At 40.6% G+C, this 25,027-nt stretch carries 26 protein-coding genes and 1 other annotated feature; of the genes, 15 read left to right on the forward strand and 11 right to left on the reverse strand.

Annotation, left to right across the window (positions count from 1 at the left end; all coding sequences use genetic code 11):
* Positions 1-349: 349 nt before the first annotated feature.
* The 6 genes from ahpC to HMPREF2802_RS09555 all read left to right on the forward strand — a co-directional run bounded on the left by ahpC (position 350) and on the right by HMPREF2802_RS09555 (position 6,342).
* On the forward strand, positions 350-919 hold the full coding sequence (gene ahpC / locus HMPREF2802_RS09530) for an alkyl hydroperoxide reductase subunit C (protein ID WP_002472723.1): 570 nt from the start codon (positions 350-352) through the stop codon (positions 917-919).
* Between the two features lie 16 nt (positions 920-935).
* A complete protein-coding gene (gene ahpF, locus HMPREF2802_RS09535) occupies positions 936-2,459 on the forward strand; it encodes an alkyl hydroperoxide reductase subunit F (RefSeq protein WP_070504020.1) in 1,524 nt (507 codons plus the stop codon).
* A gap of 225 nt (positions 2,460-2,684) precedes the next feature.
* The gene (locus HMPREF2802_RS09540; protein WP_070504023.1) at positions 2,685-4,346 is read left to right on the forward strand and encodes a hypothetical protein; all 1,662 of its coding nucleotides are present in this window, start codon (positions 2,685-2,687) and stop codon (positions 4,344-4,346) included.
* A gap of 223 nt (positions 4,347-4,569) precedes the next feature.
* Positions 4,570-5,187, forward strand: a complete 618-nt coding sequence (locus HMPREF2802_RS09545) for an NDxxF motif lipoprotein (RefSeq protein WP_049410176.1) — start codon at positions 4,570-4,572, stop codon at positions 5,185-5,187.
* A 258-nt stretch (positions 5,188-5,445) separates the two neighbouring features.
* The gene (locus tag HMPREF2802_RS09550; protein WP_002472733.1) at positions 5,446-5,628 is read left to right on the forward strand and encodes a hypothetical protein; all 183 of its coding nucleotides are present in this window, start codon (positions 5,446-5,448) and stop codon (positions 5,626-5,628) included.
* 354 nt (positions 5,629-5,982) lie between these two features.
* On the forward strand, positions 5,983-6,342 hold the full coding sequence (locus tag HMPREF2802_RS09555; RefSeq protein WP_070504026.1) for a hypothetical protein: 360 nt from the start codon (positions 5,983-5,985) through the stop codon (positions 6,340-6,342).
* Positions 6,343-6,556: 214 nt separating this feature from the next.
* Here HMPREF2802_RS09555 and HMPREF2802_RS09560 read toward each other — a convergent pair whose 3' ends face one another.
* Positions 6,557-7,174, reverse strand: a complete 618-nt coding sequence (locus HMPREF2802_RS09560; protein ID WP_002472774.1) for a LysE family translocator — start codon at positions 7,172-7,174, stop codon at positions 6,557-6,559.
* Positions 7,175-7,669: 495 nt separating this feature from the next.
* On the opposite strand from HMPREF2802_RS09560, the gene HMPREF2802_RS09565 reads away from it, so the two are divergent.
* Positions 7,670-7,894 (forward strand): hypothetical protein, encoded by a 225-nt coding sequence (locus HMPREF2802_RS09565; RefSeq protein ID WP_002472778.1) that lies wholly within the window; start codon positions 7,670-7,672, stop codon positions 7,892-7,894.
* Between the two features lie 83 nt (positions 7,895-7,977).
* Here HMPREF2802_RS09565 and HMPREF2802_RS09570 read toward each other — a convergent pair whose 3' ends face one another.
* From HMPREF2802_RS09570 to rpsF, 5 genes are all read right to left on the reverse strand, one after another.
* The gene (locus HMPREF2802_RS09570; protein WP_070504029.1) at positions 7,978-8,376 is read right to left on the reverse strand and encodes a hypothetical protein; all 399 of its coding nucleotides are present in this window, start codon (positions 8,374-8,376) and stop codon (positions 7,978-7,980) included.
* A 96-nt stretch (positions 8,377-8,472) separates the two neighbouring features.
* On the reverse strand, positions 8,473-9,453 hold the full coding sequence (locus HMPREF2802_RS09575; protein WP_070504031.1) for a ketoacyl-ACP synthase III: 981 nt from the start codon (positions 9,451-9,453) through the stop codon (positions 8,473-8,475).
* Positions 9,454-9,837: 384 nt separating this feature from the next.
* Positions 9,838-10,077 carry a 30S ribosomal protein S18 gene (rpsR, locus tag HMPREF2802_RS09580; RefSeq protein ID WP_049405376.1) on the reverse strand — a complete coding sequence of 80 codons (240 nt, stop codon included), beginning with the start codon at positions 10,075-10,077 and terminating at the stop codon, positions 9,838-9,840.
* 52 nt (positions 10,078-10,129) lie between these two features.
* The gene (gene ssb, locus HMPREF2802_RS09585; RefSeq protein ID WP_070504033.1) at positions 10,130-10,639 is read right to left on the reverse strand and encodes a single-stranded DNA-binding protein; all 510 of its coding nucleotides are present in this window, start codon (positions 10,637-10,639) and stop codon (positions 10,130-10,132) included.
* Between the two features lie 15 nt (positions 10,640-10,654).
* The gene (gene rpsF / locus HMPREF2802_RS09590; protein WP_002472759.1) at positions 10,655-10,963 is read right to left on the reverse strand and encodes a 30S ribosomal protein S6; all 309 of its coding nucleotides are present in this window, start codon (positions 10,961-10,963) and stop codon (positions 10,655-10,657) included.
* A gap of 365 nt (positions 10,964-11,328) precedes the next feature.
* On the opposite strand from rpsF, the gene HMPREF2802_RS09595 reads away from it, so the two are divergent.
* Positions 11,329-12,135, forward strand: a complete 807-nt coding sequence (locus HMPREF2802_RS09595; RefSeq protein WP_002472751.1) for a GH25 family lysozyme — start codon at positions 11,329-11,331, stop codon at positions 12,133-12,135.
* Positions 12,136-12,355: 220 nt separating this feature from the next.
* Here the strand turns inward: HMPREF2802_RS09595 and HMPREF2802_RS12385 are convergent, their stop codons facing one another.
* From HMPREF2802_RS12385 to HMPREF2802_RS09610, 4 genes are all read right to left on the reverse strand, one after another.
* On the reverse strand, positions 12,356-12,487 hold the full coding sequence (locus HMPREF2802_RS12385) for a hypothetical protein (protein WP_256277937.1): 132 nt from the start codon (positions 12,485-12,487) through the stop codon (positions 12,356-12,358).
* A 231-nt stretch (positions 12,488-12,718) separates the two neighbouring features.
* Positions 12,719-13,816 carry a redox-regulated ATPase YchF gene (gene ychF, locus HMPREF2802_RS09600; RefSeq protein ID WP_049405377.1) on the reverse strand — a complete coding sequence of 366 codons (1,098 nt, stop codon included), beginning with the start codon at positions 13,814-13,816 and terminating at the stop codon, positions 12,719-12,721.
* A gap of 12 nt (positions 13,817-13,828) precedes the next feature.
* Complete coding sequence (locus tag HMPREF2802_RS09605) at positions 13,829-14,029, reverse strand: DUF951 domain-containing protein (protein WP_002472788.1); 201 nt, start codon at positions 14,027-14,029, stop codon at positions 13,829-13,831.
* A gap of 33 nt (positions 14,030-14,062) precedes the next feature.
* Positions 14,063-14,938, reverse strand: a complete 876-nt coding sequence (locus HMPREF2802_RS09610) for a mechanosensitive ion channel family protein (protein WP_002472793.1) — start codon at positions 14,936-14,938, stop codon at positions 14,063-14,065.
* A 359-nt stretch (positions 14,939-15,297) separates the two neighbouring features.
* Between HMPREF2802_RS09610 and HMPREF2802_RS09615 the strand changes: the two genes are divergently transcribed.
* A complete protein-coding gene (locus tag HMPREF2802_RS09615) occupies positions 15,298-15,738 on the forward strand; it encodes a LytTR family DNA-binding domain-containing protein (protein ID WP_070504035.1) in 441 nt (146 codons plus the stop codon).
* Entirely contained in the window at positions 15,735-16,190 is a 456-nt protein-coding gene (locus tag HMPREF2802_RS09620) for a DUF3021 domain-containing protein (protein ID WP_070504038.1), read from the forward strand. Before HMPREF2802_RS09615 ends, HMPREF2802_RS09620 begins: the two co-directional genes overlap by 4 nt.
* 109 nt (positions 16,191-16,299) lie before the next feature.
* Here the strand turns inward: HMPREF2802_RS09620 and HMPREF2802_RS09625 are convergent, their stop codons facing one another.
* Positions 16,300-17,124, reverse strand: a complete 825-nt coding sequence (locus tag HMPREF2802_RS09625; RefSeq protein ID WP_070504041.1) for a ParB/RepB/Spo0J family partition protein — start codon at positions 17,122-17,124, stop codon at positions 16,300-16,302.
* 195 nt (positions 17,125-17,319) lie between these two features.
* Positions 17,320-17,689: a binding site (T-box leader), on the forward strand.
* Between the two features lie 68 nt (positions 17,690-17,757).
* Here HMPREF2802_RS09625 and HMPREF2802_RS09630 point away from each other — a divergent pair.
* From HMPREF2802_RS09630 to HMPREF2802_RS09650, 5 genes are all read left to right on the forward strand, one after another.
* Complete coding sequence (locus tag HMPREF2802_RS09630) at positions 17,758-18,861, forward strand: PLP-dependent transferase (protein WP_070504044.1); 1,104 nt, start codon at positions 17,758-17,760, stop codon at positions 18,859-18,861.
* The gene (gene metC, locus HMPREF2802_RS09635) at positions 18,858-19,994 is read left to right on the forward strand and encodes a cystathionine beta-lyase MetC (protein ID WP_070504047.1); all 1,137 of its coding nucleotides are present in this window, start codon (positions 18,858-18,860) and stop codon (positions 19,992-19,994) included. Before HMPREF2802_RS09630 ends, metC begins: the two co-directional genes overlap by 4 nt.
* Positions 19,987-21,828 carry a bifunctional homocysteine S-methyltransferase/methylenetetrahydrofolate reductase gene (locus HMPREF2802_RS09640; RefSeq protein WP_070504050.1) on the forward strand — a complete coding sequence of 614 codons (1,842 nt, stop codon included), beginning with the start codon at positions 19,987-19,989 and terminating at the stop codon, positions 21,826-21,828. Before metC ends, HMPREF2802_RS09640 begins: the two co-directional genes overlap by 8 nt.
* Positions 21,822-24,068 carry a 5-methyltetrahydropteroyltriglutamate--homocysteine S-methyltransferase gene (gene metE, locus HMPREF2802_RS09645; protein ID WP_070504053.1) on the forward strand — a complete coding sequence of 749 codons (2,247 nt, stop codon included), beginning with the start codon at positions 21,822-21,824 and terminating at the stop codon, positions 24,066-24,068. The genes HMPREF2802_RS09640 and metE overlap by 7 nt, the downstream gene beginning before the upstream one ends.
* 153 nt (positions 24,069-24,221) lie before the next feature.
* The gene (locus HMPREF2802_RS09650) at positions 24,222-24,962 is read left to right on the forward strand and encodes a cyclase family protein (RefSeq protein ID WP_049405392.1); all 741 of its coding nucleotides are present in this window, start codon (positions 24,222-24,224) and stop codon (positions 24,960-24,962) included.
* The last annotated feature ends 65 nt before the right edge of the window (positions 24,963-25,027 follow it).

A 25,027-nucleotide genomic window follows, 5' to 3' on the forward strand; every position in this document is an offset into this window, starting at 1 on the left:
CTGCTCCCAAGTAAACGAGGGTTTTAACATTAAAAATTAGATATTTACAATTTGTCTCAGATACATCCTCAGTTGAGAATAACTATCTCTAATTGAAATTCCGTCTCAATCATCACGATTTCTCTTAGAATTTATGATAATTTTGTTAAACGAGGTTAAATTCTGTTAAGATGCATTTAAAATTCCTATCATTTCAGCACTTTTACTCAAAAGCGCTTATATTGACGAATTGATAATGCCATGTGATAATTAGACTTAAGAGATTAGAATTATTATAAACAAGCGTTAATAACAAAGCTTGATAATTCTAATTCAAAAAACAGATTACGAAACAGGAGGATGTTTATCTATGTCTTTAATCAATAAAGAAATCTTACCATTCACTGCAAACGCTTATGATCCTAAGAAAGACGAATTCTTCGAAGTATCAGATGAAGATTTAAAAGGTTCTTGGAGTATCCTTTGCTTCTACCCAGCTGACTTCTCATTCGTATGTCCTACAGAATTAGAAGACTTACAAAATCAATACGACAAATTACAAGAACTTGGCGTAAATGTTTACTCTGTATCAACAGATACTCATTTCGTACACAAAGCTTGGCACGATCATTCAGAAGCAATTAACAAAGTACAATACCCAATGATTGGTGACCCTTCTCAAACTATCACTCGTAACTTCGACGTGTTAGACGAAGAAGGCGGCGTTGCTAACCGTGGTACATTCATCATCGACCCAGACGGCGTTGTACAAGCTGCTGAAATCAATGCTGAAGGTATCGGCCGTGACGCAAGCACATTAGTACGTAAGATCAAAGCTGCTCAATACGTACGTAAGAACCCAGGCGAAGTTTGCCCAGCTAAATGGGAAGAAGGTTCTGAAACATTACAACCAGGCCTTGATTTAGTTGGTAAAATCTAAGGAGGCATTGATTTAAATGCTTAATGATGAGTTAAAGTCACAATTACAACAATTACTTCAACTCATGGAAGGTGACGTTGTCTTACGCGCAAGTTTAGGTTCTGATGATAAGTCTGAAGAACTTAAAGCGCTCTTAGACGAAGTATCAGCGATGTCATCTCAAATCCAAGTTGAAGAGGCATCCCTTAAACGTACACCAAGTTTCACTGTCAATCGCCCTGACGAGGATACTGGCATCACTTTCGCCGGTATCCCAATGGGTCATGAATTTAACTCTTTCGTGCTCGCACTACTTCAAGTAAGTGGTCGTCCACCTAAAGAAGAGCAAAGTGTGCTCAACCAAATCAAATCTTTAGAAGGCCCACTTCACTTTGAGACATTCGTCAGTTTAACTTGTCAGAAATGTCCAGATGTCGTTCAAGCACTCAACTTGATGAGTGTTGTGAACCCTAACATCACACACACTATGATTGACGGTGCAGTCTTCAAAGACGAATCCGAAGATATCATGGCTGTACCTGCTGTCTTTTTAAACGGTGAAGAATTCGGCAACGGACGTATGTCTGTTCAAGATATTCTTAACCAACTCGGCAGTAAAGCTGACCCTTCTGAATTCAATGACAAAGACCCTTACGACGTACTTATCGTAGGCGGTGGCCCTGCAAGCGGTACTGCAGCGATTTACACAGCACGTAAAGGTTTACGTACAGGTATCGTTGCTGACCGTATCGGTGGTCAAGTTAATGATACAGCTACGATCGAGAACTTTGTCACTGTGAAAGAAACAGAAGGACCTCAGTTCTCATCTGCACTTGAAGATCACATCAACCAATATGACGTCGATGTGATGAAAGGCATTCAAGCTAAAGGTATCGAGAAGACAGACGATGGCATCGAAGTGACATTAGACAACGATGCGAAGTTAATGAGTAAGACAGTGATTATCGCAACAGGTGCACGTTGGCGTAAATTACAAATTCCTGGCGAAGATCGTTTGCTTAACAAAGGTGTTGCATTCTGTCCACACTGTGACGGTCCTTTATTCGAAGGTAAAGATGTCGCAGTTGTCGGCGGAGGTAACTCAGGTGTTGAAGCCGCAATCGATTTAGCAGGTATTGTTAAAAATGTAACCTTACTCGAACGTAATCCTGAATTGAAAGCGGATAACGTATTACAAGAACGTTTAAGAGAATTACCAAACGTAACAATTGTTAAAAATGCCCAAACTACTGAAGTATTAGGTGAAGATAGCGTGAGAGGCATTCAATATCAAGACAAAGAAACAGGTGAAGAACACGAGATTCAACTCGACGGAATCTTTGTTCAAATCGGTTTACTCCCTAATACAGAATGGCTCGACAACTATGTTGAGTTAAACCAAGGTAACGAAGTAATGATCGATCGTAAGAATGCCACAAGCGTACCAGGTATCTTTGCAGCTGGTGACGTGACAGACGATCGCAACAAACAAATCATTATTTCTATGGGCGCAGGCGCAAACGCTGCACTCAATGCATTCGATTATATTATTCGTAATTAATGCATATTCCACCTATCATTTATTAAAACGAATTTGCGCGATTGATAAAGAGAGTCTCACAGCGAATGAGGCTCTCTTTTTATTTTTTCGAATTTAATTTATAATAATATTAAATATAGTAATAAGAATTCTGTGAACGAGATGCCTATCGAAAAATGAAACGCCCAATACTAAGTAAATTTCACGTTATATTAGGGATAAAGAAATAAAATGATGAGATGTGCTATGCTTGATTTTACAAAAATGACGGAAAAAGAAGCACTTGATTTATACGATTACTTTGATATTCAAGAGAGAGACAAATTTCCAATGGAATTAGCTAAATATATGCATGAGGAAGGCTTTAAAACACTCTATAACGAGTTGAATGAAGCTGGACAGAAAAAAATTGAAGATTTAGTTAAAGAAGGAAATCAACTTACGATTATACCTATACAGGAAGGTAATAACATACGCCTTCTTATAGGTTTTAATATCTTACAACATTACAGTGTAGATGAATATTATATCTCTCCTTCTGATTTAAATTTATTTAATGAACAGGTATTTGATAACAAGTATCCTGAAATTAATGATCTTTCATATGAACAAGATATCCAAGTAAGAAAGCATCAAATGATCTATGAAACACGTGTTGAGCTCGAACAAATGTTATTCTATGAACATTTAGTAGAACATTTTACAGTGGATGACTTGAAAGACATTTGTAGAACTTACGCTATTAAGGGCTTTTCTCAAAAAAATAAAAAACAACTAGCGGAAATGATTCATAAACGTATCATGACAGATAATGAGTTTCTATATAATATCTTGGTGGAGCTCGATTCTAAGAATGACAACTATAAGGATACGATGATTGGCCAAATGAGAAATAGTCTTCAAGATGTTGTAAACCCTTATCCACTTGAGGAAATCATCTTCTATCATCATCCTTTCATGAATATTCTAGTTATTCCGTTTGATTTATACGAACGTATCATTCAGTTTGAAGATGAATGGTTTGAGACTATGGCTGATGAGTTCTTTGATGAAATGGATGAAGATGATGAAGACGAAATGACAGACGAGGATTATTTTATAGAAAATCAAGCCCTCATAAAATCGCTTAAAGCTGATCCTGAAATGGCTAATTCTAAAAAAGGGCAAGAATTACTTCAGATGTTCGACGCACTCAATAATGGTGATGAGGAAGCACTCAAACAACTTCTAGAATCAGATGATTCGTTATTTGAAGATGAACCATCTATGGAAGATGATATAGCTCACTACTTCTGCCACTTAGCAGTTTGGTTCTACGGTATAGTGAGTACGCAACATCTAGCGAAACTCTGGAAGAAATACTTCAACGATAAGATGAGTGCGAAAGAAATCGAACTTGAGTGTCGTAGAGTACTTGATAACAGATATATCATTAAGAATCACTACGTTATTCATCCTCTATATCGCAATAATGTGGGAGAAGAAATGCTGGAGATTTCAAATCTGGTCAAAGACTACTATGTACCTGAATCTCTAGATGCGATGTATGACGAGATAGTGTACGAAAGCGACGCAGAAGAAAATCCCCATGTTAAGAACTTAAAGAACACATTAAAACGTTACTATAAGGGTAGTGCTGTTTTAGATACTGATGATTTATTACAAGAAATGGTGGCCATGCTTAAACTTATACCAGATGAAAAATCCATTGACTACATGGTTAAAGATATTACCGAGAATCCAGAATTAAAGTTCAAAAACGGTGCATCTCAAGCATTTATTAAAGCACTTCAACAAGTTAGCCCACACGTTCATGTTTGGTTATTCAAGGGTCATACACGTCGAGAGCTTGAAGAAGCCGCTAAACATAAAAGTAACGTAATTCAATTTGATAAATTTAGAAAATAAGACGTCCGGCAGTCTTATTTTGAAATAAATGTGCAAAGACGTATAGGAGAATGTGAAATTCTTCTATGCGTCTTAATTTTATGAAGACCGAGAATCCTCATCGTTCGTTCAAGAAGATGTCATGAATCTATGGTTAAAATTAATGTTCTTCCCCTCTAAATCATGGTACCCTTAAAGATGCGAACCTTATGTAATTACGGACACTAAAGGAGATTCTTGTACAATGAAGAAAAGTCTGATTCTCGGATTAATAATGATACTTACACTCACTCTCGCAGCTTGTAACAACAAAGATGAAGATCACCAAGACCATAGTTCTAAAAATGCGCCTAAGAACGTAAAAGAACTATCAGAAAAGGACATCTTCCAAGACCAGACGAAAGGTAAAAAGTTATCAGAGAAAGAAGCTAATCAAGCAATTCAAAAATATGTGGATGTAAACTCCGATATTCTTGATAATAAATACTTGATGCAATATAAATTAGATAGACAATATGGTTCTGATAAGAAGATTACAGATAAACAAGCAGACCGTCTTACTAACCTATCTCATCTTTCTATCAAAAACGATGTACGTTTCGAGAAATATATGAAAAACAACACCCTTCCAGCTGGATATAAAGATAACGTAGACCGTATCATTAAATATTTCACTGCTCTTAACAGCACAATTAAGGATGCAGATAAAGATATTGAAGAACTTGATTACCAGCCTCAAAACGAGCTCAATGTTGTCGATGTTTCTACGAAATATGCAGGCGATGTAAATGGTAAACAACAGAAGAAAATCAAGAAATTCTTAAAATCTAAAGATATTAAAACAGATGCAGTAGATAAATAAGTTTAATGCTGCAAAATTTCGCTCACAAAAATTCAACCAGTTACCATCAAATATTACAAATATGACAGACTATAATATCGTATGAAACCTTGTGATGAAAGAATTATCATTTTTAGGTCTGTCACCATTGTTAAATATGTGTAAAAAACCTTACATGATTGTAAGGTTTTTTGCGTCAAATTCGCTTTATTCCTATAGATCTGCTTTGATACAATAACTAACAACAAGGGCTTACGTTAGTACTGAGGAGGCAGATTTATGGTCTTAACGATTCTCATTGGAGCAATTACTGCTGTCTTCATCGCTTTTGTACTATTCGACAAACAAGAGAAGAATGAAATGCGACCACTACATGTGTTCCTAAGCGTAACTACAGTGATTCTAGCAGTACTATTAGGAAGTTTCTTAGATAATCTCAATTATCTCTTTCATCTTTCCTAAGATGCTCTAATGCATTCACTTGTTGATTTAAATATTGCACTTATAGGGATTAACGATAGTAATGAGGAGCAGGATAGAAATCAGTTGGATTTCTGTCCTGCTTTTTTGGGGAAGAAATTCAGAAATCTGTTTGACTTCGTTGTTTTTCCATCACAGACATAGTCGGATTTCGTAATAGTGACATCACTTATATACTACCCTACCAAATACAAACCTATAATGTGACTAGCGCTCTATTTAACAAACAAATTTCAGCTTTATATATTTATTAATTTCAACTCTATTTTGACAAAATAATCTAATTTCGTAAGAATAAGGTTAGGATTTTATTTTAATGTCTTAGGAGGTTCTTTAATGATTTCTCGCATATCTTGGGCACTATTAGCTCTCGTACTTATTGTAGTTACACAAATTGTTACAGCCGCTTCTAACCCACCTGGTGCGAATGCCGTAAACTTAGATCAACCCAAAGAGCTCGTCGCAAATGTGGTTACGTTTATTATCTTTTTCTTACCTGCTGTGGTTTTAGCTTATTTTAAAAATTTACCTTGCCGTATTATTTCGGCGATTTGGCATTTTCTATGTGCAATATTGCTCGTCTTGCTACCAATCATAATGATCTTCACTGGAAACTATATTCCTGCACTTGTCGCAGCTTTAACCACTATCGTCATGATTATCAGTGGGGTTGTTCAATTAATTAATAATAAATAACTATAAAACGCTCCGTTTCAAGTATTGTATCTCGAAACGGAGCATTTTTAATAAATAATATGTATCAATGAATTCATCTTACAAAAGCGACTAAAACGGCGAGCTTTGAGATTCTAAAAAGCATCTAGCGCTTTCTAGAATCCTTGCTTAAAGTTGCCTTATCCTCGATTTCTTGAGTCTACTTCAACGACTTTTACAACAAGCAAAATACTTATTAGCCAATCAATAACTTGATAGATAAGCCGATTAAGATAAAGCCGACTGCATAGTCAAAGATCGCTTTAAATACGCGGTTGGCGAAGAAGCGTTTGATGTACTGAAATACATAAACACAGAAGATAAACCATACCCAAATCGAAATAATTAAACTACCTAATAATATTAGAATATGCAGACTCAAGCCCTCACCTGTGTTAATAAATTGAGGTAAGATACTGAGATAATAAAGTAACGCTTTCGGATTCAAGGTCGTACTAAGAAAGCCTTGACGGAAAGAAGTGAAATACTTCGTCTCATGTTGTTCAATGCCGCGTGTTGAGAAGTTCATGCTTTGACGCGCACTAATAATACTGCGTACGCCTAAATAAACTAAATAAGCCACACCAAATAATTTGACGGTCACAAAGAGCCAGTGAAATTTACTTACAATCACGATGAGACCACACACTGCGAGTAGTGAATATGCGAGATGTCCTGTCGCAATTCCTGTTGCTGCTGTTAAGCCATTACGCTTCCCTGCTGAAATTGAGTTTTTCATGACGATAAAAAAGTCAGGACCAGGAACAATAATAATTAATAAACTGATAATAATAAATGAACCTAATTCTTCCATATTATTTCACCTCCACACGAATAACATTCTATCAATAATAAACTCTATAACCAATATAATAAGTCTAAAATTACACTTATACCTTTAAGTTCTAATTTTGGTAATATTACAATTTGAATTTTATTAAATACAAGAAGTTATAGAATCAAACGTGGTGTCGATATCAATTTTATGCTAGAATGAAGGTGTAGTTAGTTTAACTACTAGTCTTTTATATTCATGAACATATTACTCTTAGGGTGGCTCTCTTAGCCACCTTTTTTTATTATCTCCTATTGTCCCTATTATCTCTCTAAAGTTCGACTTCACCCTTCTCTATAACGGCGAAAACGTTTTAACTGATAACCACTCTCACTAGATTAGAATTATTTTAAATTAATCCCTAAAATTCATGCATAACCCTTTAAATTCGTGGTATAGTACAGTACAATAGCTTATAGATTATAATAATTCTAATCTGAAAGTACATATTATATTTCAACAGGAGGGTTATGTATGAAATTGTTAGACTATAACATGGAAGGCCAAGAGCTCGTTGCTACAGTCATGTCTACACAAGGCCATTTGTTCCAATACACATTCGACATTACGACGCCAGAATACGAAATCTTAGACGTACTTGAAGACATCAATATGCATGTGGACCAAGGTCAACATCCACTAGGCTGTACGTTACTTAAGAAATACGACTTTGAGGATGTGGTCCAATATTCTATGTAATCATTCCGTCCTCAATCCAAATTAAAAGCGCGTGGATACTTGATTTCACTCATTACCAAGTAAACACGCGCTTTTTACTATACTTATGAAATACTTCCGAGACCTTGAACATCTCGATTGCTCTCTTGTGTCAGCTCTCGACAGGATACCAATTTCCCATCTTCATTAAACTTAAAGATCGCATACACTTCGACGACACCTTCTGAGCCGTCCTTTTTTAACACTTCTACATCATATCTCAGAAATACACTGCGCTGGCTTTCATCAACCAACTCATCTTTAAATAACTCAACCGTTAACTTCTCCACAACTTCTTTCAACTTACTCAAATGCGCTTTAAATCCAGCTAAATCTACTTTATCGTGATCCGTTACTTGCGTGTAATCCGTCGCAAAGTAGTCATCGATACATTCCACTTTCAAGTCGATGAGTATATCTTGATATATCGCTCTGATACGTTGTTGAATTTCATCTTTTGACATCCCATTTTCCCCTTTCATTTTATAAAAATACGCGCTTTAAGCAGTGAGTTCATCACACTCAAACTTACTTAAAACGCGCACTATACAACGCTTCGCTTATAAATCCCACTTAATCAACGTTGAAGAATAAGCGAGACCGCCACCAAAGCCTACGAGTAACGTCAAGTCACCTTTCTTCATTTGGCCACGTTGCATCGCTAAATCAATCGCGAGTGGAATCGTAGCTGAAGACGTGTTACCGAAGTACTCTAAACTCATCAATAACTTCTCTTTATCGAGACCTGCACGTTCACAAATAGATTCGTCCATACGTGCGTTGGCACTATGAGGTACGAACCACGCTAAATCGTCTGTTGTATAATCTGTCTTCGCCAATGTTTCTTCAATAATCTTAGGCACTTTACCTACTGCCCATTTGTAAACGCCTCGGCCGTTCTGAACAATCTTACCTGGGTTCTCTAGATCTTCACCGAACATCGTCTGATTGTGTTCAGTGCAATATAAATTTGGCGCTTTCGCACCGTCTGAACCGAATGTGCTTGCGATGAAGCTTGGGTCATCTTCAGTGTATTCTACGAGGAATGCGCCCGCACCATCACCGAAGAGAATACACGTTGTTCGGTCAGTATAATCTGTAATCTTAGACAACACTTCTGAAGAAATTACGAGAATCTTCTTGTTCTGACCTGAGGAAATCAAACCGTTCGCTAAGTTCAAAGCGTAAGTAAAGCCGGCACATGCCGCATTGACATCGAAAGCCCCTGCATGCTCTAAACCAAGCCTTGCCTGAACGTAAGAGGCCACACTCGGTGTCTTGTAGTCCGGTGTGAGCGTCGCATTAATGACCATATCCACGTCAGATAGATCGACGTCATATTTCTTCTGTAAGTCTAATACAGCTTGATAGCTCATATCGCTAGAGTATTCGTCCTCCGCAGCAATACGTCGTTCTTTCATCCCTGTACGTTGCTGAATCCACTCATCGGAGGTCTCTACGATTTCTTCAAAATCTTCGTTCGTCATCACTTTTTCAGGTACGTAAGCCCCTTGTGCAGTGATTTTCGCATAAGATTTCATTCTTTCACCTTCTTTATCTTTCTCACTCTCAATATAACATTAATTTCATGTTACGTGCTTAGGTTTAACATAGCACAACTCGAGGTTCGTCGTGAATAGCAAGCGTGATATTCCTTATTCTGTATGTATTAGTGAGACTTTTTCTAGTAATGGTAAAATGGTTTCACACTTCGCGGAGAGCTCATTCTGCACACGAGTATGAATGCAGCGCTCGTCTATGCCATGCTTCGACTCCACTAACTCACCTACTCCACACGCTAACTTATTTCAGCGTGTTCCCTCATTGCACTACTTAGCTCGCACTCAAACTTAAGCCACCTTATTGCACGATAATAAGCGAAGAACCCCGCAAGCACATGCCTACGAGGTTCATCTATCTCAGTATTAGTTTTCTTCTTTAACGTAAGGTAATAACGCCATTTGACGTGCACGTTTAATTGCTGTAGTCAACATACGTTGATATTTAGCAGAAGTGCCTGTCACACGACGTGGTAAGATCTTACCACGTTCTGAAATGAAGCGTTTTAATAATTCAGTGTCTTTGTAGTCGATGTGAGTAATGCCATTCGCTGTGAAGTAGCATACTTTTTTACGACGACGTCCGCCTCTTCTTGGACCTGCCATGGTTAACTGCCTCCCTTATTTTATATTTGTTATTTATATCCGTTCGTTTACTTTAGAATGGTAAATCATCATCACTAATATCAATCGGACCATTCGCATTCGCAAATGGATTGTCAGATTGATTATTGTTTGATGAGTTATTGTTGTACGACGTATTTTGACCTGACTGTTGGCCACCAAATCCTTGTCCTTGACCGAAGTCTTGGAAATTGTTGTTAGATTGTTGATGACGTTGGTTCTGACCTTTAGGTTCAAGGAATTGAACGCTGTCACAAACCACTTCAGTCACAAAGATACGTCGACCTTCTTGGTTTTCATAGCTACTTGATTGAATACGACCGTCAACGCCAGCTAAACTACCTTTAAAGAGATAGTTGCTTACATTCTCTGCTTGTTTACGGAAGACAACGCAGTTAATGAAATCAGCTTCGCGTTCACCTTGCGCATTGGTAAAAGTACGATTGACGGCAAGAGTGAATGTCGCTACACTCACGCCTGAGGGTGTTGTTCTATAATCTGGATCTTTCGTTAAGCGACCTACTAAAACAACTCTATTGATCATTTAAGCGCCCCCATATTATTTTCTTGTCTTGTCATCGTCTTCGTTGATAACAATGTAACGGATGATGTCATCGCTGATTTTAGCTAAACGTTGGAATTCGTCAGTAGCTTCGTTGTTATCAGTCTTGATACGTACGATGTTGTAGTATCCTTCTTTAAAGTCATTGATTTCGTAAGCTAAACGACGTTTGCCCCAATCTTTAGTTTCTAAAACCTCTGATCCGTGTGAAGCTAAGATGCCGTTGAAACGTTCTACAACTGATTTCTTCGCATCTTCTTCAATGTTAGGACGAACGATGTACATTACTTCGTATGTTGCTGCCATGTGTATTGCACCTCCTTATGGTCTATGCGGGGAATCTCGTGACTCAATTCAGACACCGAAGTGCCTTACTTCAGTCATTTCATCCCAAGGAATAATTTTCATTAGTTCCAATCTAGAATTATATCAGACACTTTCACTTTTTACAATCCTATTCACCTTGATTTGAGACGATTTTTCTACTTCAACTATTTACAATGTGATTACAGGTATTACGAGTTGTTATAAAATTGGGGCGGACGGTTGTCAAACGTTATTTAATCTTTTACGATTACTATTATATTTGGAATTTAAATATGTTCTCACTTATATATAAGACTAGCTTTACTTTAATTTTATCCAAAAATAAGTATAAAGGAGTATCATACATGGTTTCATCACTCAAAAAAGGACTTGTTACAGCAGGAATCCTCGGCGTATCGACACTCGCAATCACTTCAACTTCACACGCAGCAGAACAACACAAAGGGACAATGGGGTCTGGTTATCAAGAATACTTACAAAAACACCCTGAAAAAGCTCAAAAACCTGACTCAAACGATCAAAACGGTTCACCATTCCGCTCAGCTGAAAGTGGTCAAACCGCTTCAGGTGAACGCGTATTAGACATCTCTGAATGGCAAGGACAGCTCACTCAAGCTCAAGTCAATCAATTGAAGAAAAACTATGACTTCATCATCATCCGTGGCCAATATGGCTCTGAATATGTCGATAAGACGTTAGAACACAACTCTGCACTCCTCGACCAAGCAGGAATGAAATTCGGCGTGTACTCATACAGCATGTACGAGAATGCGCAAGATGCACGCTACGAAGCGCAAACACTTTACAACCGCGCACCTAAAGCAAGCTTCTACGTGAATGACTTCGAACAGAATTCAGTGACTTCAGGTACGACAGACGAAGCGACTTCTGCTTGGTACGACGAAATGAAGAGCCTGGCTGGTAACAAGAAAGTCCTCTTCTACTCTTATGAGAACTTCATGTTACAGAACGCAGCGAACTCAGTAGGTGACTATGACGGCTACTGGATGGCGTCTTATACGAACCAAGAACCGTCACGCGAGAAAGTGTTATGGCAATACACAGATAGCTACTATTCACCTGAATTACAACAGAATGTAGATGCCAACTATCTCGATTCTAACGTGAATGCACAATGGTTCACTTCATAAGTGTGTGTGCTAAAGATGCAGGAGTCTGGGACATAATTAAAAAATTAAAATAAGAACAAGCAACAAATAACAAGTAATCTCACTTAAAGAGAACTTAATAATTGATGAAGATACTAACTAGTGCTTGTCGCAGTAGCTGTCTGTATTTGAGATAACTAACGTTGTCTCAAATACTAGTCAGCCTTGCGGGGGTGAGACTACGAAATCAGAGATTTCTGTCTCACTCCCTATTTTTATTATCTTTGGTTATCTTGTCTGATTTGAACTTTTGATATAACTTTTTTACTCCAATAATAATTTCTGGCAACATCATTCCAATAATTAATATGTACATCAACCAATCGCTCATCATGTTACCCTCTCCTTATTTTCTGATTATTTCGTCATTTAATAAACTTATTATATCCTAAAGTGCGTCTACACACTGCTCATAAACCTTTCAAATACTCGTGAAATTCTCAAATTTTTAGACGCCCGACCGTCTTCTTTTCCATAAAATCTACTAGCACACACAAAAAAAGCCCACTTTCCCTATACGGAAAGTGAGCTTCTGGAGCAAGCGACTTACACCACTCAGCAAGACTTACACGTTAAATCTGAAGTGGACAACGTCGCCATCTTGCATAATATAGTCTTTACCTTCTAAACGTTGCTTACCTGCTTCTTTCGCACCATTCTCGCCATTGTATTCTACGTAATCTTCATAGCTTGTCACTTCAGCACGGATAAAGCCACGTTCGAAATCTGTATGGATGACACCGGCACATTGTGGTGCGGTCATACCTTTTCTAAATGTCCAAGCGCGTACCTCTTGCACACCTGCAGTAAAGTACGTCGCTAAACCGAGCAAGTCATATGTTGTGCGGATTAAGCGGTTGAGTCCTGGCTCTTCTAAACCTAAGTCCTCTAAGAACATGTCGCGGTCTTCATCGTCTAATGTTGCGATTTCTTCTTCGACTTTCGCGCTGATTACGATGACTGTAGAGCCTTCGTTTTCGGCATATTCACGAATCGCTTTGACTTTCTCGTTATCGTCGTCGCCAATTTCGTCTTCGCCAACGTTTGCGATGTAAAGCATTTGTTTAGACGTGAGTAATTGTGCTTGGTTCACAAATTTTTGATCTTCTGCATCAAATTCTAAGCTACGTACGGGTTGGCCCGCTTCAAGTGTCTCTTTAATGCGTGTTAAAATGCGCACTTCATTTTCAGCATTTTTATCTTTTTGACGTGCCATCTTCTCAAGTTTAGGTAAACGTTTTTCAACAGACTCTAAATCTGCGAGCACGAGCTCCATATTGATTACTTCGATGTCATCAATTGGATCGACTTTACCTGAAACGTGCGTCACATTATCATCATCAAACGCACGCACGACTTGGCAAATTGCATCTACTTCACGGATATGAGATAAGAATTTGTTTCCGAGACCTTCACCTTTAGAAGCCCCTTTCACAATACCTGCAATATCAGTGAATTCGAAAGTAGTTGGAACAGTCTTCTTAGGTTCTACCATGTCCGTTAAGACGCCTAAGCGACTGTCAGGCACTTCAACGATACCCACGTTTGGGTCGATCGTTGCGAAAGGATAGTTCGCTGCTAGCGCCCCTGCTTTAGTTATTGCATTGAAAAGGGTAGACTTCCCGACGTTAGGTAAGCCTACGATACCTGCTGTTAAAGCCATGTTTCATTCTCCTTATTCTTCAGTATCTTGATGAGATTCAAGTACTTTTTTGATTTTTTTATTAAAAGTCTGACGTGGAAGCATAATACTTCTATGACAATGTTCACATTTGATTCGGATATCTGCGCCCATTCTAATAATCTTAAAACGGTTTGTTCCACATGCATGTTGCTTCTTCATTTCTATAATATCATTTAAACCGTAGTTATTCATTAAGCTGTCACTCCTCCGAATTCGCGAGCGGAATTATTCTTTATCCGGGTCATATTGTACCATAAGCGGTTTAGGCATTTTAATCCCTTTTACTTTAAAGAAATTATAAATCTCTTTACGAAGAATGCGACCACCTGCTGCGCCTTCTCCTGGAATCGTTTCAGCTGTAATACCGAGCACGATTTCATCACGATTGAGTGAGTTGATACCGATGACAGTTGGATCAGAAACGAATAAATAGTATTTTGAACGAATCGTAACTAAATATTCGCTGAGTTGTTTTTCCACTTTATCGATATTCTCTTCTGGAGAAACCGGAATATCTATAATAGATGTGCCGTTCGTCACTGAATAGTTGGTAATTTCACCCATACTACCGTTTGGCAAGACCGTGAGTTCACCACTAATTGTATTGATACGTGTAGAGCGTAAGCCGATAGACTTCACAGTACCTTCTGCGACAGTCGTACCGCCACTATTAATCTTCACGTAATCACCGACATCGAATTGATTTTCAAAGATAATGAAGAAACCTGTGATGATGTCTTTCACGACTGTCTGAGCACCGAAACCAACGGCCAGACCTACAACACCTGCGCTGGCGATGATACCTTCAACACTAATACCAAATTTCTTCAGGATTGTCGTAATGACGATAAACCATACGACGTAACTGACGATGTTCTGCACGAGCGAAATAAGCGTCTTCGAACGTTTCTTATTTCCTTTATTACCTCTGTTCTGCAATTTAAAGAACTGCTGAATAATCTTATTTAAGATTCTGATGACAATCCATGCGACGATAAGATAGACGATAACCATAATCGCTTTAGAGGCGAAGTGTTGGTACGTCTCAGGTTTCGTTAACGGTTCAGCGATGGACTTTAAGATGCTTAATACCTGATTCAAAGAAAGACCTCCTCTAATATCTACTCATCAGTATAAACCTTCACTCAAACTTTGCCCTACACCTTGAGGTCGAAATGAGCGGAGATCTTGCTAACTCAATGAGTCTGACGTACGTTAGAATGTTCAAATTGGGCTTAACCCTTACTCTTAGCGTAACTTATCAAGAATTCAATATAAAATAACTCACCTGTATAGTCAATAAGTGAGTCCTATCGTACATTTTACTACCCACCATATGTAAAATAAGTTATCTTAAGCCACCACTTATCCCATCTTTCCTACCAGTTGTCTGAAAAGCCGCTATCAGCACTAAAAATGTGTTTTACTATACTTAACTCTTTCATAAAGGAGAGGTGAATGTGAAACTTAGACTTAATATCGGAAGTGCCCATCCCGAAGAACAGATCTCAATTGAAGGCCCTGAGATGACAGAAGAGATTCAACAACTTGTCTCGTATGTGGATAACTTAGAGAAGTTACAAGAAATTAAAGGAAGCATTGGTGACGAGATTTACTTTCTCGACATCAAGGACATTCGCTCATTTATGTCACTGAATAAAAAAGTTTATGCTTGCACACGTGATACAGAGTATAGGATTACTTATCGATTATACGAACTTGAATCTGCGCTTCCTACACAGTTCGTACGTATTTCAAAATCTGAAATTGTGAACATCGATGCGATTTATAAGTTACAGCTTCAAGCCAACGGGTTAATTCGCATTTATTTCAATAATGTAGATTATACGCATTCATCGCGTCGTTATCTTAAATTAATTAAGGAGAGGTTGTCACTATGAGAGGAATCTTTAGAAGTAGTATGTTAGGTATCATAATCGGTCTTGCCTTGTCGCTTGCCTTTAGCTTTATCTTTGGGCACGGACACTATTATCCTCAATCATCTGTCTCAACGATGGGGCAGCTTTACTATGCACACCTTAATGAACCTACAATTATGTTGGTTTCCATCATTATCTGGGCGCTTATCGGTATCCTATTCTTTGTAGGTGGACTGTTGTATGAACGAGCAGAGTGGTCATTATGGAAGATCACAATCGCCCATTTCATATTGATGCTTGGTGGATTCTTCCCTCTAGCTATTTTAGCAGGATGGTTCCCGCTCAAAGTCGCTCCCATTGTTAGCTTTGTCATCGTTTACGTTATTATTTATAGCGTTATTTGGATCATTCAATATCATCGAAATAAAAAATATGTTGCAGAAATCAATCGTGCTTTAAATCAAAGAAGATAACATCAAAATCGCTTGTCTATGAAGTTAAGAGCAGTCTCAGAAGACTCACTCCACTCTCACTTAGACAAGCGATTCTTCTTGTGCGCACAGCTGCAACAAGAATGCCTCATCATTCTCGATTGAGTTGACGAATAAGACGCTTAAATTCCTCCTCTGAGGTGAATTCGAAAGTAATCTGCCCTTTCTGTTTTCGTGTCGAAATCGTCACATCCGTGCCGTAATGTTCTTTGAGTTGGCGTTCTTGTTTTTGAATAAAGCGCGGTTTCGTTTGCTTAGTGGCTTTCTGAGAGGTTTGCTTTTTAGGTTCATTGTCAGCTAAATAACTTTCTAAATACCGGACGCTCCAATGTTCTTTAGACACCCGGTTGGCTAACCGCTTCATCGCTTGTACGTCCTTAACCGCAAGTAATGTACGACCATGACCACCAGAAATCTCACCTTTTCTCACCATATCTGCCACTGATTTAGGCAAGTTCAACAAACGCAACATATTCGCGACATATGGCCGAGACTTACTCAAACGTTTCGCGACATCTTGTTGCGTAATATGTAAATCATCCATTAGCTTCTGATAACTTTCCGCTTCTTCCATCGCATTCAAATCTTCACGCTGCAAATTCTCAATAATCGCCAGTTCCATCATATCTGTCTCAGTCAGAGCTTTCACAATCGCTGGCATTTCAGTCAAACCAGCAAGTTGCGAAGCACGATAACGTCGCTCACCCACGACGATATAATAGCCCTGAACGCTTTCGCTTAGCACGATAGGTTGCAAGATGCCATGTTGACGAATCGAATCAGCGAGATCATTTAACTTCGCTTCATCGAACGTTTTGCGTGGTTGATAAGGGTTCGGTTTAATTTGCTGAATAGGTATAGATTGAACTTTCTCGTCTGCTTGTTGCGCGATACGTTGGTCGTTGGATAACGCCATGCTTTGCACTCCCTCATGTGTGATTCATTACTCTTTATTGTAAAAAATTTCTCTCTTACTAAACAAGTATTTATCCTAGATACAGCAAGACTTCTCCATCATTTTCGAATTACACCAAATCACAATTTTCAGAAAAAGTAGTTGACAAATAAAACCCCGCTCTATAAACTTAATGATAACAAGTTCACAACGCATTGAAACACAGCAATAAGGAAAGTAGAACTTACACTGCTGGCACAGAGAGTCTTCGTTTGCTGAAAGAAGATCCAGAAAGAAAGTTTGAAAATGGCCTTTGAGTGTTGATGCCAATATGAGGTGTCAACGGGTTCGCCCGTTATAGCGAGACAGTATTAACATTTGTTAAATGGCGTACTGGATTTCCACGTCCTCAACCGTGTTGATACTCATTTTGTATAGACGAAATGGGTTTTTATTTTGCACTCGGTGAGAGGTTACTTCGTTCAACCATTCGCGACTTTAACTGATGGCGTACTGGTTGAGGTTGCTTTAGCGATGAAGCAACAAATATAGGTGGTACCACGAAACCGAAGCTTTCGTCCTTTACATCCGATTCGAATCGGGTTTAAAGGACGGAAGCTTTTTTTATTTTACTCACAAGGAGGTTGTTCACGCATGAAAGATACTGAATTCGCTCAAATCGCGCTTACTCAAGATGCGACCGGTGCAATTGCAAACCCTATTCACCTATCTACCGCCTATCAACATCCACATCTAGGTGAATCAACAGGCTACGATTATACGCGAACTAAGAATCCGACACGTTCAGCGTTTGAAGAAGCGTTTGCCCGCCTTGAACAGGGTACAGCTTCTTTCGCGACATCAAGTGGCATGGCTGCGATCCAACTCATTTGTCACCTCTTTCAACCTGGTGACGAAGTGCTCGTATCCTTTGATTTATATGGCGGGACCTTTCGACTTTTCGCACATTACGAAACGCACTACGACATTCATTTTACCTATGTAGATTTCACGAACTATGACGAAGTGCAACGAGCAATCGGACCACAAACACGTGCATTGTTTATCGAACCGATTTCCAATCCACAGATGATTGCGATTGACGCTCAACCGTATTACAAACTCGCACAACAACATAACTTGCTCACGATTATCGACAACACATTCTTAACGCCGTATCTCTCTACACCTTTAGCAGACGGAGCAGATATCGTGCTTCACTCGGCGACGAAGTATATTGGTGGTCATAACGATGTCCTCGCAGGAGTAGTTACGGTGAAAGATGACAGCTTAGCAGAAACACTGGGGAGTTATCACAACATGATAGGCCCGACGCTTTCGCCCTTTGATAGTTACCTCTTACAACGTGGCTTGAAGACCCTTCACCTACGCATGGAACGTGCAGCGTCGAACGCGCGTCGTTTAGCAGAGCGTTGCGAGGAGTTGGAAGCGATTAGCGAGGTGCTCTATAGCGGACAGACAGGCATGCTGAGTTTGCGACTGAATCCTCAATACGACGTTGGGCTATTGTTAAAAAATCTCAAAACCTGTATCTTCGCAGAAAGTTTGGGAGGCACGGAAACCTTTATTACCTTCCCTTATACACAAACGCACGTCGATATGCCTGATGAGGAAAAGGCCAAGCGAGGTATTGACGCATATTTAATTCGACTCTCGGTCGGCATTGAACATTACGACGACATTGAACGCGACATTATTCAAGCATTAAATCAATCACAGAAAGGAGTGGTCACATGACATTATCGCCAGAAACAGAAGTCCTCTTCGATCAACAGAGAGGTCACACCTACAATTCAGCTAACCCACCGCTCTATGATTCTTCGACGTTTCACCAATCGCAATTAGGTGGGCACACAGCATTTGATTATGCGCGCAGTGGCAACCCTAACCGCCAACTGTTGGAAGAGAAACTCGCGCGACTTGAAGATGGCACACACGCCTTTGCTTTCGCTTCCGGTATCGCCGCAATTACAGCCGTCTTCTTATCGCTGAAGTCTGGAGACCACGTGATCTTGCCTGACGATGTCTATGGCGGCACCTTTCGACTGACACGTCAAATTCTGAATCGTTTTAATCTTCATTTTACAACCGTTGATACGACAGATATTAAAAATATTCAACGTGCGATTCGACCAGAGACACGCCTAATCTATTTGGAAACACCGTCCAATCCGAAATTTAAAATTACGGACATTCGTCGTGCGACAGAACTCGCACATCAGCATCACATCGATGTCGCTGTAGATAACACGTTTATGACACCTTTAGGTCAATCCCCGCTTCAGTTAGGCGCGGATATCGTTATTCACAGCGCGACGAAATTTCTCAGCGGACACAGTGATTTAATCGCAGGTGCCGTCATCGTTAAGCGCAACGATTTAGCGGAGCAGCTTTATCTTTTACAAAATGGGACAGGAACGGCATTATCTGCTCAAGATAGCTGGACTTTGGCTAAACATTTAAAAACGTTGCCCGTCCGCTACAACCAATCTGTGGCTAACGCGCATAAGGTCGTCCAATTTCTCGAACAACATCCTGCAGTGAGTGAAGTGTACTATCCAGGGTATAGCGACCTACATCTTTCACAAGCACGCCATGGTGGTGCAGTACTCGGATTTCGACTTCAAGACGAAACACGTGCACAAGCCTTCGTCAATGCGCTCACACTTCCACTCGTCTCGGTCAGTTTGGGTGGCGTAGAAACGATCTTGTCTCACCCAGCTACGATGTCACATGCCGCGATTCCACAGGACATTCGAGAGGCTAGGCAAATTACATGGGGACTCTTTCGACTTAGCGTTGGTCTTGAAGATCCAACTGAGTTGATTGCCGACCTCAATCATGCATTAAAGGAGGGATGTGATGGATAAACTTTTACACAAACTACAGACACAAGTCCTCGTCGGTGATGGCGCAATGGGCACGATTCTCTTCACAGAAGGATTGGATACTTGCCCAGAAGCATACAACCTCACTCATCCTGAGAAGATCGAGGCGATTCACCGCTCGTATATTGAAGCTGGGGCGGACGTCATCCAAACCAACACGTACGGCGCAAACTTTGAGAAGTTGAAAGCATTTGGCTTAGAGCACAAAGTGAAACACATCCATCAAGCTGCAGTAGCGATTGCTCAACGCGCAGCTCAACCTGAGACGATTATTCTCGGCACTGTCGGAGGCTTTCGCAGCGTAACACAGGAAGATTTGAGTTTGTCGACGATTCTCTATCATACCGAGCTACAAATCGAGACTTTAATCCAATCTGGTGTCGACGCGCTACTCTTTGAAACGTACTACGACTTAGAGGAACTCACCGCCGTCGTCAAGCTCGCCCGAGAGATGACCGACCGTCCGATTATCGCGCAACTCACCGCTTCCAACACGCACTATCTGAAAGACAGCACAGAGATTAACCGAGCGATTCAACACGTCGTCAAATGTGGTGCCAATATCGTGGGGCTCAACTGTCACCACGGCCCGCATCACATGCAGCAGTCTTTCTCACATATCGACCTGCCGCAAGACGCTTATCTCTCGTGTTATCCGAACGCGAGTCTGCTCGACATTGAGAACCAAGAAATACGTTATAGCGATAATGCTGCTTATTTCGGTAAAATGGCTCAAAAACTCATTAACGAAGGCGTCCGTCTTATTGGAGGATGTTGTGGCACGACACCTGAACATGTGCGCTATATCAAGCAAGCCGTCAAAGATTTGTCGCCGGTGACACGTAAAAATGTCATCCCGATTAAGAAACGTGAAACCAATCAGGCGATACCTACACATAAGAAAAACCTAACGTCCATCGTCAAACAACGCCCGTCAATCATCGTCGAATTAGACACACCGAAGCACTTGGATACGTCCACTTTCTTCGACAACGTCCAACAACTCGATCAACTCGGCATCGACGCCATTACTTTAGCCGACAATTCGCTCGCCACTGTGCGTATCAGCAACATCGCAGCGGCAAGCATTATCAAACAACAATACAACATAGAGCCTTTAGTGCACATCGCCTGTCGAGACCGTAATTTAATTGGCTTACAGTCTCATCTTCTCGGCCTATCTTTACTCGATATCACCGAAATATTAACGATTACCGGCGATCCTGCACGCATAGGAAATCTTCCCGGTGCTACCAACGTGTATGATGTCAATTCGAGAGGACTCACTGAGATGGCACTGCGTTTTAACCAAGGCATCAATACAGACGGTGCAGAGTTGAAACAACGTACGCATTTTAACATCGCTGGCGCCTTTGACCCTAACGTCCGTCGCTTAGACCACGCAGTTAAAAGGGCAGAACAGAAGATCAAGCACGGAACACATTACTTTATTACGCAACCCGTCTACAGCAGTGACAAGATTCAAGAAATCTATGAAGCTACGAAGCATTTAGAAACACCGTTCTATATCGGTATCATGCCGATAACGAGCTACAACAATGCGTTATTTTTACACAATGAAGTCCCAGGCATTACACTCTCCGACGACATTTTGGAGCAGTTTGAAGCGGTAAAAGACGACGCAGCACAGACGAAAGCATTAAGTCTCAAACTCTCGAAAGCATTGATTGAGACTGTCCATCGCTACTTCAATGGCCTATATCTCATCACACCATTTCAACGCGTGGACTTGACCATTGAACTCGCACAGTATTCACAAACCATCACTTCAACGAAACAGGAGGCATTATTATGACAATTACAACATCAAATTTAGGATTCCCAAGACTAGGTAGAAAGAGAGAATGGAAGAAAGCCATTGAAAGTTACTGGGCAGAACGCATTACACTCGAGGAACTGCATGAACAGTTGAATGCGTTACACAAGGAGAACCTCTTACTGCAGAAACACTATCATCTCGACAGCATTCCTGTAGGAGACTTCTCACTCTATGATCACGTGTTAGATACATCTCTGCTCTTCAACATTATTCCTGAACGTTTCCAAAGTCGCCCAGTCGATACGGATTTACTCTTCGACATCGCACGTGGTAATAAAGAACACGTCGCAAGCGCTTTGATCAAGTGGTTTAACACGAACTACCACTACATCGTTCCAGAGTGGGACAACGTCGAGCCGCAAGTGACGCACAATACATTGCTCGAGCGGTATGAATTTGCGCAATCTCTTAACGTCGAGGCGCATCCTGTGATTCTCGGTCCTATTACGTTTGTCGCATTATCAAAAGGTGGTGCGCAGTCATTTGAAGAGAAAGTGGACACGTTACTTCCGTTGTACCGACAAGTATTAACAGAACTCGTTGAAGCAGGTGCGCCTTACATTCAAATCGATGAACCTATTCTCGTGACAGACGATAGTGCCAAATACGAGACGATAACTAAACGTGCATATGATGAATTTGCTGAAGCAGGGTTAGGCGACAAACTCGTCATTCAAACGTACTTTGAACGCGCAAACATCGAATTTCTGAACACCTTACCAGTGAAAGGTTATGGCTTAGACTTTGTACACGACCATGGCTACAACTTAGCGCAAATCCAGTCTGGTTATCTCGATAAAGAGAAAGCGATTTATGCCGGAATTATTGACGGTCGCAACGTGTGGGCTGCAGATTTAGAGGATAAAAAGCACTTGATTGAGACATTGCTAGACTATACAGACGAACTCGTGATTCAGCCGTCGTCTTCCCTTTTACACGTGCCTGTATCACTCGATGATGAACAGCTCGAAGAAGATATCGCAGAAGGCTTAAGCTTCGCGACGGAAAAACTCGATGAACTAGACGCATTAAAACGCCTCTTCAACGATAACGACGCGGACAAGTTCAACACATTACAAGCGCGTTATGAACGCTTTAACCAACAAGATTTCAAAAATGCGGAGTACGATTTCGATGCTGTACGCACGACGCGCCAATCTCCATTTGAGACACGTCGTCTCGCACAACAAGAACACTTACAATTGCCGGATCTACCTACGACTACGATTGGCTCATTCCCTCAATCCACTGAGGTGCGTAAACAACGGGCGAATTGGAAGAATCAGCGCATTTCCGACGCAGAATATCGTACGTTCTTAGAACAAGAAATCGCGCGCTGGATTCGCATTCAAGAAGATATCGGACTCGACGTCTTCGTCCACGGTGAGTTCGAACGTAACGACATGGTGGAATACTTCGGTGAGCGTCTTCAAGGCTTCCTCGTAACGAAATACGGTTGGGTGCAATCTTACGGATCTCGTGCTGTGAAACCACCTATCATCTATGGTGACGTGAAATGGACTGAGCCGATTACGGTGGCTGAAACGAAGTATGCGCAAAGTCTCACTACTCACCCGGTCAAAGGTATGTTAACAGGGCCGGTGACTATCTTGAACTGGTCATTTGAACGCGTAGACATTCCTCGTTCACGTGTACAAGATCAAATTGCGTTCGCGATAAATGAGGAAGTGCTCGCATTAGAAGAAGCGGGTATACGTATTATACAAGTCGATGAACCTGCTTTGCGTGAAGGTTTACCGCTCCGTTCTGAATATCATGAAGATTACTTACAGAAAGCTGTCCATTCCTTCCGTTTAGCGACATCATCAGTGGCAGATGCGACACAAATTCATACGCATATGTGCTATTCTCAATTTGGACAAATTATTCACGCCATTCGCGAGCTAGATGCAGATGTAATTTCTATTGAAACGTCACGTAGTCATGGAGATTTAATCAAAGACTTTGAAGATATTACGTATGATTTAGGAATTGGACTGGGCGTGTATGACATTCATAGTCCACGTATTCCTAAAGAAAGTGAAATTACGACGGCGATTACGCGTGCTTTACAGAATATTGACCGTTCATTGTTCTGGGTGAACCCGGACTGTGGCTTGAAGACACGTAAGGAAGAAGAAGTGAAAGCAGCCTTGAGTGTGCTAGTAGAGGCAGTACGTCATTTACGTGAAGATAATTTAGAGAAGACGTCTTGATTGAGATGGAGTGAATCCGCGCTTCAAGTTTGATGAGGATTTGTGATCGTTAAAATGTTTCATGAATCCTCACCATCTCTACATTCAACGATTAGATAAGAAACGCCCTATCAGTAATTATTTACACATTTTAATACAAGAAAGGTGATACACATGAGCTATCCACTTTGGAAACAACTTGAACAACTGAAATCTGCCACGTGGGTCGATTTAACCCACACATTTGACGAGGAGATTCCACGCTTTAGCGACTTTGAAAAGGCAGAAGTGTCAACGCTATTCACAGTGCCAGAACATGGCTTCTTCGTGCAACGTTGGAATATCGTTACTCAGTACGGTACACATATTGATGCGCCTATTCATTTCGTCGAAAATAAACGCTATTTAAACGACCTTGATTTAAAGGAACTCGTCTTGCCGCTCATCGTCTTAGATTACGCTAAAGAAGCGCAAGAGGATGCTGATTTCGTGCTCACGCGTGACCATTTACTCGAATGGGAGTCTAAACACGGTGCGATTGAAAGTGGCACGTTCGTAGCTTTGCGCACAGATTGGTCTAAACGTTGGCCGGATACTGAAGCGTTTGAGAATAAAGATGAGGATGGTAATCAACACTTGCCTGGTTGGGGACTCGATGCGTTGAAGTTCCTCCTTGAAGAACGCGGGGTCAAAGCAATCGGCCATGAAACGTTTGATACTGACGCTTCTGTCGATACTGCTCGCAATGGCGATATCGTTGGTGAGCGTTATGTACTCGGTCAAGATACATTCCAAGTCGAACTGTTAACGAACTTAGATCAACTCCCTACACGTGGAGCTATTATTTACACGATCAGTCCGAAGCCGAAAGATGCGCCAGGCTTCCCAGTCCGCGCCTTTGCGATTAAAGAATAGTATACGAGATGAGGCTTAGGCTTAAACGTGCGTATAGCAGTCGCGTCTAAGCCTTTCTCTATGAT

The organism is Staphylococcus sp. HMSC071G07 (assembly GCF_001811435.1).
In the GTDB taxonomy this organism is placed as follows: Bacteria; Bacillota; Bacilli; order Staphylococcales; family Staphylococcaceae; genus Staphylococcus; species Staphylococcus pettenkoferi.